Origin of the sequence: Pseudomonas sp. p21 (genome assembly GCF_001642705.1) — a bacterium.
GTDB lineage: Bacteria > Pseudomonadota > Gammaproteobacteria > Pseudomonadales > Pseudomonadaceae > Aquipseudomonas.
Genome location: NZ_LWBV01000009.1, coordinates 23,070 through 39,162, shown reverse-complemented (window position 1 = coordinate 39,162; position 16,093 = coordinate 23,070). Strand labels below are relative to the sequence as shown.

The window sequence follows — 16,093 nt, the reverse complement described above, 5'->3', positions numbered from 1 at the left end:
TTTTTGCCTGTGAGCAGGCCTGCGCGGTCCCTGTGGGAGCGGGCAAGCCCGCGAATAGGCCGGAATGTGATACACAAATCTCATTTGATACACACAAATGTGTTTGACGTTATGTTTTGTATCGCTTACAAATGACTCATGCCTTAGCAGGAGTCGGAACACATGTACGCACAGCTAGTGGAAACCGGAGTAAAGCGCGTCAAGTCGCTGGAAGAGATGTCGCCCGAGGAGCGCAACTTCCAGGAAAAGATCGACGCCGAAATCAAGATCGAAGCCAAGAACTGGATGCCCGAGGCCTACCGCCAGACCCTGATCCGGCAGATCTCCCAGCACGCCCACTCGGAAATCGTCGGCATGCTGCCCGAAGGCAACTGGGTCACCCGCGCCCCTAGCCTCAAGCGCAAGCTGCAGCTGATGGCCAAGATCCAGGACGAAGCCGGCCACGGCCTGTACCTGTACAGCGCCATGGAAACCCTGGGCGCCGACCGTGACGAAGAGATCGCCAAGCTGCACAGCGGCAAGGCCAAGTACTCGAGCATCTTCAACTACCCCACCCTCAGCTGGGCCGACATGGGCGCAGTAGGCTGGCTGGTGGATGGCGCTGCCATCGTCAACCAGGTGGTGCTGCAGCGCACCTCCTACGGCCCGTACTCACGCGCGATGATCCGCATCTGCAAGGAAGAGAGCTTCCACCAGCGCCAGGGCTACGAAATCCTCCTGACCATGATGCGCCACGGCACCCAGGCCCAGCGGGACATGGTCCAGGACGCGATCAACCGCCTGTGGTGGCCGGCGCTGATGATGTTCGGCCCCAGCGACGAGCATTCCCCGAACAGCGCCCAGTCCATGGCCTGGAAGATCAAGCGCCAGACCAACGATGAACTGCGCCAGCGCTTCATCGACCAGACCGTGCCGCAGCTCGAACTGCTCGGCTGCACCGCCCCCGACCCCGAACTGAAGTGGAACGCCGAGCGCGGCCACTACGACTTCGGCGAAATCCAGTGGGACGAGTTCTACGAAGTGATCAAGGGCAATGGCCCGTGCAACCAGGAGCGTGTCGCCACCCGGCGCAAGGCCATCGAGGACGGCGCCTGGGTACGCGAGGCCGCCGTGGCCTACGCGCGCAAGCAACAGAACAAGAACGCCGCCTGAGCGGCGAATGATGCGGAGATCGAAAATGTCTGTCTGGACCCTCTACGAAGTGTTCGTGCGCAGCAAGCACGGCCTTAACCACAAGCATGTCGGCAGCGTGCACGCCGCCGATGCCGCCATGGCCATCGAAAACGCCCGCGAGCTGTACACCCGCCGCAGCGAAGGCGTGAGCCTGTGGGTGGTGCCCTCGGCACTGATCACCGCCTCTTCCCCCGACGAGAAAGACCCGCTGTTCGCCCCGGCGGACGACAAGGTCTACCGCCATGCCAGCTTCTACGCGCTGCCCGACGAAGTCGGACACATGTGAGGTTGACCATGCACAACGAAACCCTTATCCCCTACCTGCTGCTGCTCGGCGACAGTGCCCTGGTGCAGGGCCAGCGCCTTTGCGAATGGTGTGGCCGCGCACCGGCCATCGAAGAAGAGCTGGCCCTGATGAACGTCGGCCTCGACCTGGTCGGCCAGGCGCGCAACTGGCTGGAGTACGCCGCCGAGCTGCTCAATGACGGCCGTGACGCCGACGCCCTGGCCTTCCGCCGTGACGAGCGGGCCTATCGCAACCTGCTGCTGGTCGAGCAGCCCAACGGCGATTTCGCCGTGACCATGACCAAGCAGTTTTTCTATGACGCCTGGCATTTAGCCATGCTTCAGGGCCTGGTCGGCTCGAACGACGAGCGTATTGCCGGTATCGCCGCCAAGGCCCTGAAGGAAGTCACCTACCACCTGCGTCGCTCCAGCGAGTGGGTGCAACGCCTGGGCGGTGGCACCGAAGAAAGCCGCCAACGCATGCTCGCGGCCATCCCGACACTATGGCGCTTCACCGTCGAGTTGGCCGCCGGCAGCGACAATGAAGCGCACCTGGCGCAAGCGGGTGTCGCCGCCGACCCGGCTGCTATCGGCGCTGCCTGGCTCAAGCAGGTTGGCGAGACGTTCTCTTCGGTCGAACTGCCGCTGCCCAAGGCCGCCAGCCACTTTTACCTGGACGGTCGCAAAGGCCTGCACACCGAGCACCTCGGCCTGCTGCTGGCCGAGATGCAGTTCCTGCCGAGAGCGTACCCCGATGCAACCTGGTGAGCTGATTACCGGCAGCCGTGGCGCCCGCGCGCAACAAAGCGACGACCTGGCCCGGGCCTGGGCGGTACTGGCCCAGGTCATGGACCCGGAAGTGCCTGTGGTCAGCGTGGTCGACCTGGGGATCGTCCGTGACCTCGGCTGGCGCGCCGGCCACCTGCACCTGGTGGTCACGCCGACCTACTCAGGCTGCCCGGCCACCGAGGTGATCGAGGGTGATATCCGCCAGGCGCTGGAGCAGGCCGGTTTTCCCGCGCCAGCCCTTGAGCGCCGGCTGACCCCGGCCTGGAGCACTGACTGGATCAGCGAACTGGGCCGCGAGCGCCTGCGCGCCTATGGCATCGCCCCGCCACAGGGCAGCGCCAGCAAGCGCAGCCTGCTCGGCGAGGCGCCCCAGGTGTGCTGCCCGCAGTGCGGCAGCGCCCATACCGAATTGCTCAGCCAGTTCGGCTCCACCGCGTGCAAGGCGCTGTACCGCTGCCGCGAGTGCCTGGAGCCGTTCGACTATTTCAAATGCATTTGAGCCGTGGAGAACGCCATGAGCCAGTTTCACAGCCTGACCGTCAAGCAAGTGCGCAACGAGACCCGCGATGCGGTGTCGATTGCCTTCGACGTGCCCGAGCACCTGCAGGCGCAGTTCCGTTTTACCCAGGGCCAGTACCTGGTCATGCGTACCCGGCTGGACAACGAAGAGGTCCGCCGATCTTACTCCATCTGCAGCGCCGTGCAGGACGGCGAGCTGCGTGTGGCGGTAAAGCGGGTGCCCGGCGGGCGCTTCTCGGCATTTGCCAATGACGTGCTGAAGGCCGGCCAGCAGCTGGAAGTGATGCCGCCGTCGGGCAGCTTCTTCGTGCCGTTGGACCCGGCCCGCCAGGGCAACTATCTGGGCGTAGCTGCCGGCAGCGGCATTACCCCGATCCTGTCGATCATCACCACTACCTTGGCCAGCGAGCCACACAGCCGCTTCACCCTGCTGTACGGCAACCGCTCAAGCTCCGGCGCACTGTTCCGCGACAAGCTGGAAGACCTGAAGAACCGTTACCTCGACCGCCTGAACCTGATTTTCGTGTTCAGCCGCGAGCAGCAGGATGTCGACCTTTACAACGGCCGCATCGACGCCGACAAGTGCGGCCAGTTGTTCTCGCGCTGGATGGACGTTGCCAGCCTGGATGCTGCGTTCATCTGCGGCCCGCAGGCGATGACCGAGACGGTGCGCGACAGCCTGCGGGCCAATGGCCTGGCCAAGGAACGCATCCATTTCGAGCTGTTCGCCGCCGCCGGCAGCGAAGCCCGTCGTGAAGCCCGCGAGGCGGCGCGCCAGGTGGACTCGGCGCTCAGCCACATCACCGTGATCAGCGACGGCCGCGCCCTCACCTTCGACCTGCCACGCAACACCCGGAACGTGCTGGACGCCGGCAATGCCATCGGCGCCGAGCTGCCGTATTCGTGCAAGGCCGGCGTGTGCTCGACCTGCAAGTGCCGGGTCATCGAGGGTGAAGTGGAGATGGACAGCAACCATGCCCTGGAGGACTACGAAGTGGCGGCCGGGTATGTGCTGTCGTGCCAGACCTACCCGGTGAGCGACAAGGTAGTGCTCGATTTCGACCAGCTCTGAAACCGAGCCGACTGCTTCGCGGGCGCGCCCGCTCCTACAGGGATAGCACAAGTCTCAAGCACACCGCAGCACCTGTGGGAGCGGGCATGCCCGCGAAGAGGCCCTAAGCAACACCGCAACACCCGCGTGACCTCAACAAAACAATTACAACACCCAGAGATCGCAACCCATGACACCCGAACGCATCGAAAGCATCGTCAACCACCCCGACTTCCAGCACCTGGTGCAGCGCAAACGCCGCCTCAACGGCAGCCTGACCCTGGCCATGCTGGTGATCTACTACGGCTTCGTCCTGCTGGTGGCGTTTTCCCCCAGCACCCTCGGCCAGTCCCTCAGCGGTGGCGTGACCACCGTCGGCATGCTGGTGGGCGTGCTGATGGTGCTGCTGTCCTTCGCCCTGACCGGCATCTACGTGCACCGTGCCAACAACGTGCTCGACCCGCTCAACGACAAGGTCAAGCAGGAGTGCGCACAATGAACTGGACCGCCATCTCGATGTTCACGGTGTTCGTCTGCTTCACCCTGCTGGTCACCCGCTGGGCTGCCATGCGCACCCGCTCGGCCAGCGACTTCTACACCGCCGGTGGGGGCCTGACCGGCATGCAGAACGGCCTGGCGATCGCCGGCGACATGATCAGCGCCGCGTCGTTCCTGGGCATTTCGGCAATGATGTTCATGAACGGTTACGACGGCCTGCTGTATGCCCTTGGCGTACTGGCCGGCTGGCCGATCATCCTGTTCCTGATCGCCGAACGCCTGCGTAACCTGGGCAAGTACACCTTTGCCGACGTGGTCAGCTACCGCCTGGCGCAAACCCCGGTGCGGCTGACCTCGGCCTTCGGCACCCTGGTGGTGGCGCTGATGTACCTGGTGGCGCAGATGGTCGGTGCCGGCAAGCTGATCGAACTGCTGTTCGGCATCAGCTACCTGTACGCGGTGATGCTGGTCGGTGTTCTGATGGTCGCCTACGTCACCTTCGGCGGCATGCTTGCCACCACCTGGGTGCAGATCATCAAGGCGGTGATGCTGCTGTCGGGTACCAGCTTCATGGCCTTCATGGTGCTCAAGCATTTCGGCTTCAGCACCGAGGCGATGTTCGCCAGCGCCGTGGCCGTACATGCCAAGGGCCAGGCAATCATGGCCCCGGGCGGCTTGCTGTCCAACCCGGTGGACGCCATTTCCCTGGGCCTGGGCATGATGTTCGGTACCGCTGGCCTGCCGCATATCCTGATGCGCTTCTTTACCGTCAGCGATGCCAAGGAAGCACGCAAGAGCGTGTTCTATGCCACCGGGTTCATTGGCTACTTCTACCTGCTGCTGATCGTCATCGGCTTTGGTGCCATCGTCATGGTCGGCACCGAGCCGTCCTACCGTGACGCCACCGGCGCGATCATCGGCGGCGGCAACATGGTCGCCGTGCACCTGGCCCAGGCGGTAGGTGGCAATCTGTTCCTCGGCTTTATCTCCGCCGTGGCCTTCGCCACCATCCTGGCCGTGGTCGCCGGCCTGGCGCTGTCCGGCGCATCGGCCGTTTCCCACGACCTGTATGCCTGCGTGGTGCGCCAGGGCAAGGCCAGCGAACAGGAAGAAATGCGCGTGTCGCGTATCGCCACCCTGTTGATCGGCCTGCTGGCGGTCATCCTCGGCCTGATGTTCGAATCGCAGAACATCGCCTTCCTCTCCGGCCTGGTGCTGGCTGTGGCCGCCTCGGTCAACTTCCCGGTGCTGCTGCTCTCGATGTTCTGGAAAGGCCTGACCACCCGCGGCGCGGTGTGCGGCAGCATGGCTGGCCTGGTCTCGGCGGTGCTGCTGGTGGTTCTGGGTCCGGCGGTGTGGGTCAACGTGCTGCATAACGAAAAGGCGCTGTTCCCCTATAGCAACCCGGCGCTGTTCTCCATGAGCCTGGCCTTCCTCGGCGCCTGGGTGTTCTCCGTCACCGACAGCTCCGAACGCGCCAATCAGGAACGTGGCCGCTACCTGGCCCAGTTCATCCGCTCCATGACCGGAATCGGCGCTGCCGGCGCCAGCAAGCACTGACTATCAGGGAAGAACAACCATGTCGGGTAAAACAACAACAATGAACCGCACACACTTCATTTCGGCCGCCTGGCTGGCCACCCTCGCCCTGCCGATGCCGGTCATGGCGGATTTCATCGGCGACAGCCATGCCCGGCTGGAGCTGCGCAACCACTACCTCAACCGCGACTTCCGCCAGAGCAACGCACCGCAGGCCAAGGCCGAGGAATGGGGTCAGGGCTTTACCGCCAAGCTGGAGTCGGGCTTCACCGAAGGCCCGGTCGGTTTTGGTGTCGACGCCATGGGCCAACTGGGCATCAAGCTCGACTCCAGCCGCGACCGCCGCAATACCGGCCTGCTGCCCTTCGGCCCGAACAGCCATGAACCGGTCGATGACTACAGCGAACTGGGCCTGACCGGCAAGGTGCGGGTGTCCAAGAGCACCCTGCGCCTGGGCACCTTGCAACCGATCCTGCCGGTGGTGGTGTACAACGACACCCGCCTGCTGGCCTCGACCTTCCAGGGCGGGCTGCTCACCAGTCAGGACCTGGCCGGCCTCACCTTCAACGCCGGCCGCCTGACCAAGGCCAACCTGCGTGATTCCTCGGGCCGCGACGACATCGGCTACGGCGCCGCCAGCAGCGACCACCTGGACTTCGGCGGTGGCAGCTACGCCATCACCCCGCAAACCAGCGTCAGCTACTACTACGCCAAGCTCGAGGACATCTACCGCCAGCAGTTCGTCGGCCTGATCGATACCCGTCCGCTGGGCGAAGGCCTGAGCCTGCGCACCGACCTGCGCTACTTCGATAGCCGCAACGACGGCGCCGAACGTGCCGGCAACATCGACAACCGCAACTTCAACGCCATGTTCACCCTCGGCGTACGGGCCCACAAGTTCACCGCCACCTGGCAGCAGATGTCCGGCGACAGTGCCTTCCCGTTCGTGAACGGCGGCGACCCGTTCACCGTCAACCTGGTCACCTACAACACCTTCACCCGCGCCGGGCTGGATTCGTGGCAGGTGCGCTACGACTACGACTTCGTTGCCATGGGCATCCCCGGCCTGAGCTTCATGACCCGCTACACCGATGGCCGCCACGCCGAAACCGCCACCGTCAGCAATGGCCGTGAGCGTGAGCGCGACACCGACATCACCTATGTCATCCAGAGCGGCCCGTTCAAGGACGTCAGCCTGCGCTGGCGCAACGTCACCTTCCGTTCCGGCAATGGCCTGACCAACGCCGTGGACGAAAACCGCCTGATCATCGGCTATACCGTGGCGCTGTGGTAACAGCGCCCCTCTACATTGGAGAACAGCATGTCTGCCGCCCCTACCCTGCAAAGCTTCATCGCCGGCCGCTGGCTTGGCCAGCAAGGCGCCCAGGCCCTGCGCAGCGCCCTGGACGGCCAGGTCCTGGGCTACACCCACGAAGAACGCCCGGATTTCGCCGAGGCCGTGGACTTTGCCCGCGCCCGTGGCCTGGCCGCGCTGATGGCCATGGACTTCCAGCAACGCGCCGCCCGCCTGAAGGCGCTGGCCCTGTACCTGGCCGAGCGCAAGGAACAGCTCTACGCGCTGTCCCATCACAGCGGCGCTACCCGTGCCGACAGCTGGATCGACATCGAAGGCGGCAACGCCACGCTGTTCTCCTATGCGGGCATTGGCAGCCGTGAGTTGCCGTCGGGCAACCTGGTGCACGAAGGCCCGGCCATCCCGCTGGGCAAGCAAGGCCATTTCGCCGGCAGCCACATCCTGGTGCCGCGCGCCGGCGTGGCGGTGCACATCAACGCCTTCAACTTCCCCATCTGGGGCATGCTGGAGAAGTTCGCCCCGACCTTCCTGGCCGGCATGCCGTGCATCGTCAAGCCGGCGACCTCGACCAGCTACCTGACCGAGGCCGTGGTACGCCTGATGAATGCATCCGGCCTGTTGCCCGAAGGCAGCCTGCAACTGGTGATCGGCAGCACCGGCGACCTGCTCGACCGCCTGCAAGGCCAGGATGTGGTGACCTTCACCGGTTCCGCCGACACCGCCGCCAAGTTGCGCGTCACGCCGAACCTGGTACGCAACTCGGTGCCGTTCACCGCCGAAGCCGATTCGCTGAACTGCGCCATCCTCGGCCCGGACGTGACCCCGGACAGCGAAGAGTTCGACCTGTACATCAAGGAGGTGGTCCGCGAAATGACCACCAAGGCCGGGCAGAAATGCACCGCCATCCGCCGGGCCATCGTACCGGCCAGGCACATCGACGCCGTTGCCACGCGCCTGCGCGAGCGTCTGAGCAAGGTGGTGGTCGGCGACCCGTCACTAGAAGGTGTGCGCATGGGCGCCCTGGCTTCCCACGACCAGCAGCACGATGTGGCCGAGCGGGTGCGCAGCCTGCTGCAGAGCTGCGACCAGCTGTTTGGCGCCAGCGATGGTTTTGCACCGCGTGGCGAGGGTGTGGCCGAGGGTGCGTTCTTTGCTCCGACCCTGCTGCAGGCCCGTGACCCGCATGCCGAAGGCGGTGCCCACGATATCGAAGCGTTCGGCCCGGTCAGCACCCTGATGGCCTATGACGACCTCGATGAAGCCCTGGCGCTGGCCGCGCGTGGCAAAGGCAGCCTGGTGGCGACCCTGGTCACCGCCGACCGCAGCGTAGCGGCCAAGGCCATCCCGGTGGCCGCTGCCTGGCATGGCCGCCTGCTGGTACTCGACAGCGAGGCGGCCAAGGAATCCACGGGGCATGGCTCGCCATTGCCGCAACTCAAGCACGGCGGCCCGGGCCGCGCTGGTGGTGGTGAGGAGCTGGGTGGCCTGCGTGCGGTCAAGCATTACCTGCAACGCGCTGCGGTACAGGGGTCGCCGAGCATGCTCACGGCAGTAACCGGCGAATATGTGCGCGGTGGCGAAGTGATCGAAACCGAAGTACACCCGTTCCGCCGCTATTTCGAGCAACTGCGCATCGGCGAGTCTCTGCTCACCCACCGCCGTACCGTGACCGAAGCCGATCTGGTCAACTTCGGCTGCCTGTCGGGTGACCATTTCTACATGCACTTCGACGAGATCGCCGCCAAGCAATCGCAGTTCGGCAAGCGCATCGCCCACGGCTACTTCGTGTTGTCGGCCGCGGCCGGGCTGTTCGTCTCCCCAGGTGCAGGCCCGGTTCTGGCCAACTACGGCCTGGATACCCTGCGCTTCATCAACCCGGTGGGCATCGGCGACACCATCCAGGCGCGTCTGACCTGCAAGCGCAAGATCGACCAAGGCAAGACCAGCCCGTTGGGCCAGCCCCAGGGCGTGGTGGCGTGGGATGTGGAGGTGACCAACCAGCTGGGTGAGCTGGTCGCCAGCTACGACATCCTCACCCTGGTGCTGAAAATGCCCTGACGCGGCCGTTGGTCAGGGGCGGTCGGCATTCAACCGACCTCACCTGGCCGTTGCCACTCCCACAGGGGCCGCGCAAGGTCGTGCAGTTCGGGGAATCACATTGTCGCCGCTGGCCCCCCCGTCGACTGGTTCGGCTTGCTCCCCGACACACGCCAGCTCACTGCGGTAATCCCGTAGCGCTCTGCCATTGGCCTGCTGACTTTCCTGATCTTCTCCCGGCCGAACTTGGGAATGATGCCGATGCCCGCATCGCAACTTGCCCAATGCCAGGCCTCGGCATTGTCCAGCTGCTCCAGACGGATGATGAAACTGCGCGGCTGGCCATGCAGTTGGTAATCGATGATGTATAGCTGTGGGCTAGGCATCGCAGGGGCCTCCTCTTCTCCATGGATGACACCCTGATTGATCGGGGTATGCGCAGAAAATTCAAAAAATCACTGGTGGCGCCCTTTACCGTGGCTGTTCTGCCCACCCTTGCGGCCGGCGTCCGAAGCCCGCTGGCGGTCATTGGCAAAATTGCCGCCAGAAACCTGCCCACCCTTGTGCCCGGCGCGGGAAGCCCGTTCCCGGTCGTTGGCGAAGTTGCCTGGGTTGGTTTCCTTGTTGCCGCCACGGTGGCTGGTGCGTTCTTGGTCCTGCGCCATGTTGTTCTCCTTGCGATGGTTTGGCGGGACGCATGGATCTGCGCCTTACCTTGGTTCCGAACACTCGAGCGCTGGCTCTGCTCAATGGTTTTGCCATCAGCCGACATGTGGCACGAAACACACGCGGGCAAAATATTGGTGCCACTTCGCGGGCTTGCCCGCTCCTACAGGACTTCACCGCTCTTAGGCATGTGCTGAACCTGTGGGAGCGGGCAAGCCCGCGAAGAGGCCAGCACAGGCAACCGCTAGGCATGCACACTCCAATGGCATGCCTCCAGCTCAATCGGCATCTCGTCAATGGCATGGATCATCCCGTTCTCCAAGGCCTCCCGTGGCCCGAGTATGCGCGGGTAGGCCATCAGATACCGCGGCACATCCAGCACTTCGGCCGCCCCCTCGGTCCGCTCGGCGACGATCTGTGCATACAACCGCAGGTCATAGTCCAGGCTCATCGCATATTCGGCCATGCGTGAATGGTCCACCGAGCCATGCAAAGTCCAGTGGAACGGATGGAACAGGAACTTGCTGTAACTGCATGCCGTGCGCCGTTCCCCGGCCAGGAACAGGATGTTGCCCATGGATTCCACCGTGCCCAGGTTGTGGGTATGCACCTCGACCGGTAATGCCCGCAGAAAGTTGTACAAGGTAAACCCGTAACTGCACTCGCCGCCCATGGTGGCGATGTTCAATTGCAGAACCTCGGCGCCCTGCTGCAACGCCCGCGAACAGGTGTTGATCAGGTTGCCACAGGTGGATGAATTGATCGGCCCGGTGAAGTGGACGATATGTCTGGCCATGCTTGCCTCCAGGGTTGGCAGGTCATTCCTTGGTCTTCTGCGCATCCTCACCCTGCCCGGCCATCTGCCGGTACTGCTTGCGCAAGGCATGCAACTCGGACGGGTCCATGTCTTCAAGGTCCAGCAGCGCCTTGTGCGCCCGTTGCGTGGTGCGCAGCAGTTCGTCGATCTTGATGTGCAGTTCGTCGTTGTCGCGGTTCTGGGTGTTCTGGATCAGGAACACCATGAGGAAGGTGATGATGGTGGTCGAGGTGTTGATCACCAGCTGCCAGGTGTCGTTGAAGCCGAACAACGGCCCGGTTACTGCCCAGCTCAGGATCAGCAGGCAGGCGATGCCAAAGGTCAGCGGGCGGCCGGCCCGGTTGGCCAGCCACTGGGAGAAACGGTCGAATTTCATCCTGGCGCCCTTCCTCGTAGCAGGTATGCGGTGGAAACGTCGCGGGCTGCAAAGTTCAACGCGGTATGGCCTTTTCCGTTGGTCAACCGTGCTGAACCCTGGCCGCTGTTCACCAGTCGCACCTTCAGAGTGACCGAACAAGGACCCGGCTATGAGGAAGGCAGCGTGAGCGATATCCGCATCGGCATCTCCGGTTGGCGCTATGGCCCCTGGCGCAAGGATTTCTACCCGAAGGGCCTGCCCCAGGACGACGAACTGGCGTTCGCTTCGCGGGCAGTAAACAGCATCGAGATCAACGGCTCGTTCTACAGCCTGCAAATGCCCGAACGCTACCAGGGCTGGCATGACGAAACGCCGACCGGCTTCGTATTCGCGGTCAAAGCCCCGCGTTACATCACCCATGTGCGCCGGCTCAAGGACATCGAGGAACCCCTGGCCAACTTCTTCGCTTCCGGGCCGCTGCTGCTCGGCAAGAAGCTAGGGCCATTCCTGTGGCAGTTTCCACCGAACATGAAGTTCGAGGAGGCCCGCTTCGCCCGTTTTCTCGAGCTGCTGCCGCACAGCCGCAAGGCCGCCCGCGAATGCGCGCTAGGGTGTGCGCAACGCCTGAGGGACAACGGTAGCACCGATATCAAGGGCAACGCACGGCTACGCCATGCCGTGGAAATTCGTAATGAAAGTTTTTTGTGCGAAACCTTCATCAAGCTCCTGCGCAAGCACCGGGTAGCGCTGGTGGTGGCCGATAGCGCCGGGAAATGGCCTTATGTCGAGGACCTTACCGCCGACTTCGTGTACATGCGCCTGCATGGCGATGTCGAGCTGTACAGCAGTGGCTATACCGCGCAGGCGTTGCGGCGCTGGAAGCAGCGTATCCAGCACTGGAGCCAGGGCCGCCAGGCCGAGGATGCCCGGTTGGTCGTGCCGGGGCCGCCGCCACGGCGCGCCACCCGAGACGTCTACTGCTATTTCGACAACGACCAGAAGGTTCATGCGCCTTATGACGCCCGGCGCCTGTTGCAGAAGCTGTCGCTGGACCATGAGCTGATGACCGAGCCTGGCGTGGTACCGGAGGTGGCGCTGTGAACAGGACCCTGCCTGCCCCGCACTGCATCATCGACAAAGTCACCGCCGTGCGCCGGCTGAATGTACTGACGCTGAACGTGCACAAGGGCTTCACCTTCTTCAACCGGCGCTTCATCCTGCCTGAACTGCGCGACGCCGTGCGCGACACTGGTGCCGACCTGGTGTTCTTGCAGGAAGTGCACGGCAGCCACCAGCAACATGCCCTGCGCCACCCGGCCTGGCCGGAAACGCCGCAATACGAGTTCCTGGCAGACCGCATGTGGCCGCAGTTCGCCTACGGCCGCAATGCCGTGTACCCCCATGGTGACCACGGCAACGCTTTGCTGTCGAAATTTCCCATCAACCGCTTCGACAACCTGGACGTCTCGGTGCAGGGCAACGAGCAGCGCGGCCTGCTGCACTGCCAACTGGAGGTGCCAGGCCATGACCAGGTGCATGCGGTGTGCGTGCACCTGGGCCTGCGCGAGGCGCACCGGCAACGCCAGGTGAGGTTGCTGCTGGACCTGCTCGACAGCCTGCCGCCCAAGGCGCCGGTGATCGTTGCCGGCGATTTCAATGATTGGCGGCTGAAGGCCGATACGGTGCTGAGCGAACACCTGGTAGAAGCCTTCGGCGAGCATTTCGGCACCCCGGCGCGCAGTTTCCCGGCGCGCTTGCCGCTGTTGCGCCTGGACCGCATCTACCTGCGCAACGCCATGCCCGGCTCCGCCCGGGTGCTGTCGAAGTACCCGTGGTCGCACCTCTCCGACCACGCCCCTTTGGCTGCGGAGATCAACCTGTGAACCGACCCTGGGTAGACGGCAACAGCGTGCAGTTGCTGATCAATGGCGAGCAATACTACCCCCGTGTGTTCGAGGCCATGGCCCACGCCCGGGAGGAAATCCTGCTGGAGACCTTCATCATCTTCGATGACAAGGTCGGCCAGCAGTTGCAGCAGGTACTGATCGATGCCGCCCGGCGCGGCGTGCGTGTCGAAGTGGCCGTGGATGGCTACGGTACGGCCGACCTGCCTGCGCCGTTCATTGCCGCCATGACCGATGCCGGGGTCAGTTTCCACGCCTTCGACCCGCAGCCGCGACTGGTGGGCATGCGCACCAACCTGTTCCGGCGCCTGCACCGCAAGATCGTGGTAGTCGATGGTGAGCGGGCATTCATCGGCGGCATCAACTACAGCGCCGACCACCTGGGCGACTTTGGTGCCATGGCCAAGCAGGATTATGCCGTCGAAGTCACCGGCCCGGTGGTGGCGCAAGTGCATGCCGCCAGCAAGCGCCTGATGTCGCCGGTGCTACAGCCGCCCAGCGCGGTGCGGCCGCTGACCGAGCCTGCCGGTACCAGCAGCGCCGTGCTGATCGAGCGCGACAACGGGCTGCGCAGTACCGATATCGAAGCCCACTACCTGCAGGCGTTTCGCAGTGCCCGGGAGCGCATCGTGGTCGCCAACGCCTATTTCTTCCCGGGCTACCGACTGATGCGCGAACTGCGCAATGCGTCCCGGCGTGGCGTGGAGGTGCAACTGATCCTGCAGGGTCAGCCGGACATGCGCTGGGTGCGGGCGTTGTCGCGGCTGCTGTACAACTACCTGCTGCGCGACGGTGTGGCCATTCTCGAATATTGCCAGCGGCCTTTGCACGGCAAGGTGGCGCTGGTGGACGACCAGTGGGCCACCGTCGGCTCCAGCAACCTGGACCCGTTGAGCCTGTCGTTCAACCTGGAAGCCAACCTGTTCATCCGTGATCGTGCCTTCAACCATCAACTCAACCAGCACCTGCAGGCGCTGGCCCGCGATCAATGCAAGCCGGTCACCCTGGAGCGCATGGTCCGTGGCTACTGGTGGCGGGCGCCGCTGATCTTCGTGTGTTTCCACGTGATCCGCCATTTCCCGCGGATTGCCGGCTGGTTCCCGGCGCACCGCCAGCGCTTGCGCTCGGTGCAGCCGGAGGCCGAGGCACAGGGTGACTATCACGAGGGCAAGACCTGATGGCGCGAAAACACTGGCAAACCTGGGGCAAACGGCTGTTTACCCTGGCATTCCTGATCCTGATCCCTGCGCTGCTGTACCTGCTCGCGCGCAACCTGGACTGGAACGAGGTGCGCCAGTCGTTGCTGGCCTACAAGCCCGGCACCCTGGCCATCGGCCTGGTGCTGGCCGGGTGCAGCTACCTGACATTCGCCGGTTACGACCTGCTGGCGCGGGCCTACACCGGCCATCACCTGCCGGCTCGCCAGGTTTTGCCGGTGGCTTTCGTGTGCTACGCCTTCAACCTCAATTTCACCACCTGGGTGGGTGGCGTTGCCTTGCGCTACCGGCTATACAGCCGCTTGGGTCTGGACACACCGACCATCACCCGCATCCTCACCCTGGGCTTGCTGACCAACTGGATGGGTTACATGCTGCTGGCCGGCATGGTGTTCGCCTTGCGCCTGGTCGAGCTACCCGCCAACTGGGCGGTGGGCGCCACCGGCCTGCAACTGATCGGCCTGGTATTGCTGGCGATTTCCGCAGGCTACCTGCTGGCCTGTGGTTTCGCCAAAAAGCGCACGTGGCGCTGGCGCGACCATGAGGTAACGCTGCCGTCGCTGCGCCTGGCGCTGTGCCAGGTCGTGCTGGGTGCCAGCAACTGGGCGCTGATGGCACTGCTGATCTTCTGGCTGCTGCCTGGCGAAGCCTTCTACCCGTCGATACTTGGCATCCTGCTGATCAGCTGCGTGGCCGGTGTGGTCGCGCATATCCCGGCCGGGCTGGGTGTGCTGGAAACGGTATTCCTGGCCCTGCTGCACGGGCAGCTGGCCCAGGGAGCGCTGGTGGCGGCCCTGCTGGGCTACCGTACGCTGTACTACCTGGTGCCGCTGTTGCTGGCGGTGCTTGTCTACCTGGTCCTGGAGAAACGCGCCAAGGCCATGCGCCGGCGCGACAAGCCCGCCTGAACCTGACAAGGGCCTGTGGCCCCGGAGGTGGCAAATGCGTGTCGCTGTCCTGATATTGATGGGGGCCAGCCTGGTCAGTGGCCAGGCCCTGGCCGAAGCCTGCAACGTGCTGACGCGGTCCTCCAGCGAGGCGGTCAAACCGGTGGAGCGACACAGCTGTTACAGCTACAGCAACCTGCCCGCCGAAGCGATCAACTGGTCTTGCAGCAACGAGAGCAAGGACATGCTCAACAGCGAAAAGCACAAGGTCCCCCGTTGCGCGGATGGCAGCGTAGGCAGTTGCATCGCACCGTTGACCCGGGAGGCATTGGCCAACCCCAAGGCAGCTGGCGGTGACAAGCCGGCGTTGCCCAAGGATGCGCGGGTAATCACCTATTACTACGACACCCCAAGCCTGGGCCAGGCCCGCACCGATTGCGAGCGTAGCAACGGCATCTGGCAGACTCACTGATTCTGCAGGCCTGCGCGCTGCTTTGTGTGGGAGCGGCCTTGCGTCGCGAAAGGGCCGCAGCGCGGCCCCAGGATTTCAGCTTCGCACGGAAAATTGCCGAGGCCGCTTTGCGGCCCTTTCGCGACGCAAGGCCGCTCCCACAGGACCATCACCGCCCCATAAACCTATGCAGAAGCTATGGGACGGCGATGTTTCAGGGTGAAATCGGGTCACTTGCCGGGAAAGTCTCGTCCAGCGCATTGTCCACCGCGCTTTCCCCAGTTTTTTCGCCACAGTGGCAATCCGGCATGCGGCACGGCTCGCCATGGCGATGCCCGCTGGCACAGGCCTCGCAGCAATACACCTTGCCTTCGAGCTGCAAGGCGTTGGCATCCACGGTGCAGGAACAATGCGCACAGGCACAACGCAGTTCGTTCATGGCTTGCTCTCCTCGTCATCGATTACATCATCCGTCCACAGTTCGCCATCCAGCGGTGCGGAGCGGGCCAGTTCGGCTTCGTCCAGGCCTATGCCGCCGCCGATTGTGTGTTCTCCGTCAAGTGGCTTCATTCGGTCGACTGCACCTG

Annotated in this window: 17 protein-coding genes and 3 pseudogenes; 14 read left to right on the top strand and 6 right to left on the bottom strand. The window is 64.0% G+C overall.

Annotated features, from left to right (window positions below):
- Window positions 1–162: 162 nt before the first annotated feature.
- The 9 genes and pseudogenes from paaA (at window position 163) to paaZ (ending at window position 9,227) form a co-directional block, all read left to right on the top strand.
- A complete protein-coding gene (paaA, locus tag A4C63_RS22475) occupies window positions 163–1,152 on the top strand; it encodes a 1,2-phenylacetyl-CoA epoxidase subunit PaaA (RefSeq protein ID WP_015270325.1) in 990 nt (329 codons plus the stop codon).
- A 25-nt stretch (window positions 1,153–1,177) separates the two neighbouring features.
- Entirely contained in the window at window positions 1,178–1,459 is a 282-nt protein-coding gene (gene paaB, locus A4C63_RS22470) for a 1,2-phenylacetyl-CoA epoxidase subunit PaaB (RefSeq protein WP_063914646.1), read from the top strand.
- Window positions 1,460–1,467: 8 nt separating this feature from the next.
- The gene (paaC, locus tag A4C63_RS22465; RefSeq protein ID WP_063914645.1) at window positions 1,468–2,226 is read left to right on the top strand and encodes a 1,2-phenylacetyl-CoA epoxidase subunit PaaC; all 759 of its coding nucleotides are present in this window, start codon (window positions 1,468–1,470) and stop codon (window positions 2,224–2,226) included.
- Window positions 2,213–2,746 (top strand): 1,2-phenylacetyl-CoA epoxidase subunit PaaD, encoded by a 534-nt coding sequence (gene paaD / locus A4C63_RS22460; protein WP_063914644.1) that lies wholly within the window; start codon window positions 2,213–2,215, stop codon window positions 2,744–2,746. The genes paaC and paaD overlap by 14 nt, the downstream gene beginning before the upstream one ends.
- 15 nt (window positions 2,747–2,761) lie before the next feature.
- Complete coding sequence (gene paaE, locus A4C63_RS22455; RefSeq protein ID WP_063914643.1) at window positions 2,762–3,838, top strand: 1,2-phenylacetyl-CoA epoxidase subunit PaaE; 1,077 nt, start codon at window positions 2,762–2,764, stop codon at window positions 3,836–3,838.
- Window positions 3,839–4,007: 169 nt separating this feature from the next.
- Window positions 4,008–4,316 (top strand): DUF485 domain-containing protein, encoded by a 309-nt coding sequence (locus tag A4C63_RS22450; protein ID WP_046614155.1) that lies wholly within the window; start codon window positions 4,008–4,010, stop codon window positions 4,314–4,316.
- Window positions 4,307–5,875: pseudogene (locus A4C63_RS22445) on the top strand (cation acetate symporter); the annotation flags it as partial. The gene A4C63_RS22450 and the pseudogene A4C63_RS22445, both read left to right, overlap by 10 nt.
- Before the next feature lie 40 nt (window positions 5,876–5,915).
- The gene (locus tag A4C63_RS22440; protein WP_063914641.1) at window positions 5,916–7,148 is read left to right on the top strand and encodes an OprD family porin; all 1,233 of its coding nucleotides are present in this window, start codon (window positions 5,916–5,918) and stop codon (window positions 7,146–7,148) included.
- Window positions 7,149–7,175: 27 nt separating this feature from the next.
- Window positions 7,176–9,227, top strand: a complete 2,052-nt coding sequence (paaZ, locus tag A4C63_RS22435; RefSeq protein WP_063914640.1) for a phenylacetic acid degradation bifunctional protein PaaZ — start codon at window positions 7,176–7,178, stop codon at window positions 9,225–9,227.
- 95 nt (window positions 9,228–9,322) lie between these two features.
- On the opposite strand, the gene A4C63_RS22430 is transcribed toward paaZ, so the two are convergent.
- The 4 genes and pseudogenes from A4C63_RS22430 to A4C63_RS22415 all read right to left on the bottom strand — a co-directional run bounded on the left by A4C63_RS22430 (window position 9,323) and on the right by A4C63_RS22415 (window position 11,065).
- On the bottom strand, window positions 9,323–9,592 hold the full coding sequence (locus A4C63_RS22430) for a DUF6555 family protein (protein WP_063914639.1): 270 nt from the start codon (window positions 9,590–9,592) through the stop codon (window positions 9,323–9,325).
- 69 nt (window positions 9,593–9,661) lie between these two features.
- Window positions 9,662–9,814, bottom strand: a pseudogene (locus A4C63_RS22425) (general stress protein); the annotation flags it as partial.
- 302 nt (window positions 9,815–10,116) lie between these two features.
- Window positions 10,117–10,668, bottom strand: coding sequence for an ATP-dependent Clp protease proteolytic subunit (locus tag A4C63_RS22420; protein ID WP_063914637.1), 552 nt, complete (start codon window positions 10,666–10,668; stop codon window positions 10,117–10,119).
- 22 nt (window positions 10,669–10,690) lie between these two features.
- Entirely contained in the window at window positions 10,691–11,065 is a 375-nt protein-coding gene (locus tag A4C63_RS22415; RefSeq protein WP_063914636.1) for a low affinity iron permease family protein, read from the bottom strand.
- Window positions 11,066–11,095: 30 nt separating this feature from the next.
- On the opposite strand from A4C63_RS22415, the gene A4C63_RS22410 reads away from it, so the two are divergent.
- From A4C63_RS22410 to A4C63_RS22390, 5 genes are read left to right on the top strand one after another with little or no spacing between them, the layout of a single operon-like run.
- Window positions 11,096–12,148: a DUF72 domain-containing protein gene (locus A4C63_RS22410; protein WP_063914635.1), complete on the top strand. Its 1,053-nt coding sequence runs from the start codon at window positions 11,096–11,098 to the stop codon at window positions 12,146–12,148.
- The gene (locus tag A4C63_RS22405) at window positions 12,145–12,930 is read left to right on the top strand and encodes an endonuclease/exonuclease/phosphatase family protein (RefSeq protein ID WP_063914634.1); all 786 of its coding nucleotides are present in this window, start codon (window positions 12,145–12,147) and stop codon (window positions 12,928–12,930) included. The genes A4C63_RS22410 and A4C63_RS22405 overlap by 4 nt, the downstream gene beginning before the upstream one ends.
- Window positions 12,927–14,129: a cardiolipin synthase ClsB gene (gene clsB, locus A4C63_RS22400; protein ID WP_063914633.1), complete on the top strand. Its 1,203-nt coding sequence runs from the start codon at window positions 12,927–12,929 to the stop codon at window positions 14,127–14,129. Before A4C63_RS22405 ends, clsB begins: the two co-directional genes overlap by 4 nt.
- Entirely contained in the window at window positions 14,129–15,076 is a 948-nt protein-coding gene (locus A4C63_RS22395) for a lysylphosphatidylglycerol synthase domain-containing protein (RefSeq protein WP_063914632.1), read from the top strand. The genes clsB and A4C63_RS22395 overlap by 1 nt, the downstream gene beginning before the upstream one ends.
- A 34-nt stretch (window positions 15,077–15,110) precedes the next feature.
- Window positions 15,111–15,527 carry a hypothetical protein gene (locus tag A4C63_RS22390; protein WP_063914631.1) on the top strand — a complete coding sequence of 139 codons (417 nt, stop codon included), beginning with the start codon at window positions 15,111–15,113 and terminating at the stop codon, window positions 15,525–15,527.
- A gap of 193 nt (window positions 15,528–15,720) precedes the next feature.
- On the opposite strand, the gene A4C63_RS22385 is transcribed toward A4C63_RS22390, so the two are convergent.
- Window positions 15,721–15,945 carry a metallothionein gene (locus tag A4C63_RS22385; RefSeq protein ID WP_063914630.1) on the bottom strand — a complete coding sequence of 75 codons (225 nt, stop codon included), beginning with the start codon at window positions 15,943–15,945 and terminating at the stop codon, window positions 15,721–15,723.
- A pseudogene (locus tag A4C63_RS26045) lies at window positions 15,942–16,049 on the bottom strand (phosphotransferase system, HPr-related protein); the annotation flags it as partial. The pseudogene A4C63_RS26045 and the gene A4C63_RS22385, both read right to left, overlap by 4 nt.
- Window positions 16,050–16,093 lie beyond the last annotated feature (44 nt).

Coding starts and splice junctions, on each gene's coding strand:
- paaA (WP_015270325.1), top strand. CDS start 163: ATGTACGCACAGCTAGTGGAAACCGGAGTAAAGCGCGTCAAGTCGCTG.
- paaB (WP_063914646.1), top strand. CDS start 1,178: ATGTCTGTCTGGACCCTCTACGAAGTGTTCGTGCGCAGCAAGCACGGC.
- paaC (WP_063914645.1), top strand. CDS start 1,468: ATGCACAACGAAACCCTTATCCCCTACCTGCTGCTGCTCGGCGACAGT.
- paaD (WP_063914644.1), top strand. CDS start 2,213: ATGCAACCTGGTGAGCTGATTACCGGCAGCCGTGGCGCCCGCGCGCAA.
- paaE (WP_063914643.1), top strand. CDS start 2,762: ATGAGCCAGTTTCACAGCCTGACCGTCAAGCAAGTGCGCAACGAGACC.
- A4C63_RS22450 (WP_046614155.1), top strand. CDS start 4,008: ATGACACCCGAACGCATCGAAAGCATCGTCAACCACCCCGACTTCCAG.
- A4C63_RS22440 (WP_063914641.1), top strand. CDS start 5,916: ATGAACCGCACACACTTCATTTCGGCCGCCTGGCTGGCCACCCTCGCC.
- paaZ (WP_063914640.1), top strand. CDS start 7,176: ATGTCTGCCGCCCCTACCCTGCAAAGCTTCATCGCCGGCCGCTGGCTT.
- A4C63_RS22430 (WP_063914639.1), bottom strand. CDS start 9,592: ATGCCTAGCCCACAGCTATACATCATCGATTACCAACTGCATGGCCAG.
- A4C63_RS22420 (WP_063914637.1), bottom strand. CDS start 10,668: ATGGCCAGACATATCGTCCACTTCACCGGGCCGATCAATTCATCCACC.
- A4C63_RS22415 (WP_063914636.1), bottom strand. CDS start 11,065: ATGAAATTCGACCGTTTCTCCCAGTGGCTGGCCAACCGGGCCGGCCGC.
- A4C63_RS22395 (WP_063914632.1), top strand. CDS start 14,129: ATGGCGCGAAAACACTGGCAAACCTGGGGCAAACGGCTGTTTACCCTG.
- A4C63_RS22390 (WP_063914631.1), top strand. CDS start 15,111: ATGCGTGTCGCTGTCCTGATATTGATGGGGGCCAGCCTGGTCAGTGGC.
- A4C63_RS22385 (WP_063914630.1), bottom strand. CDS start 15,945: ATGAACGAACTGCGTTGTGCCTGTGCGCATTGTTCCTGCACCGTGGAT.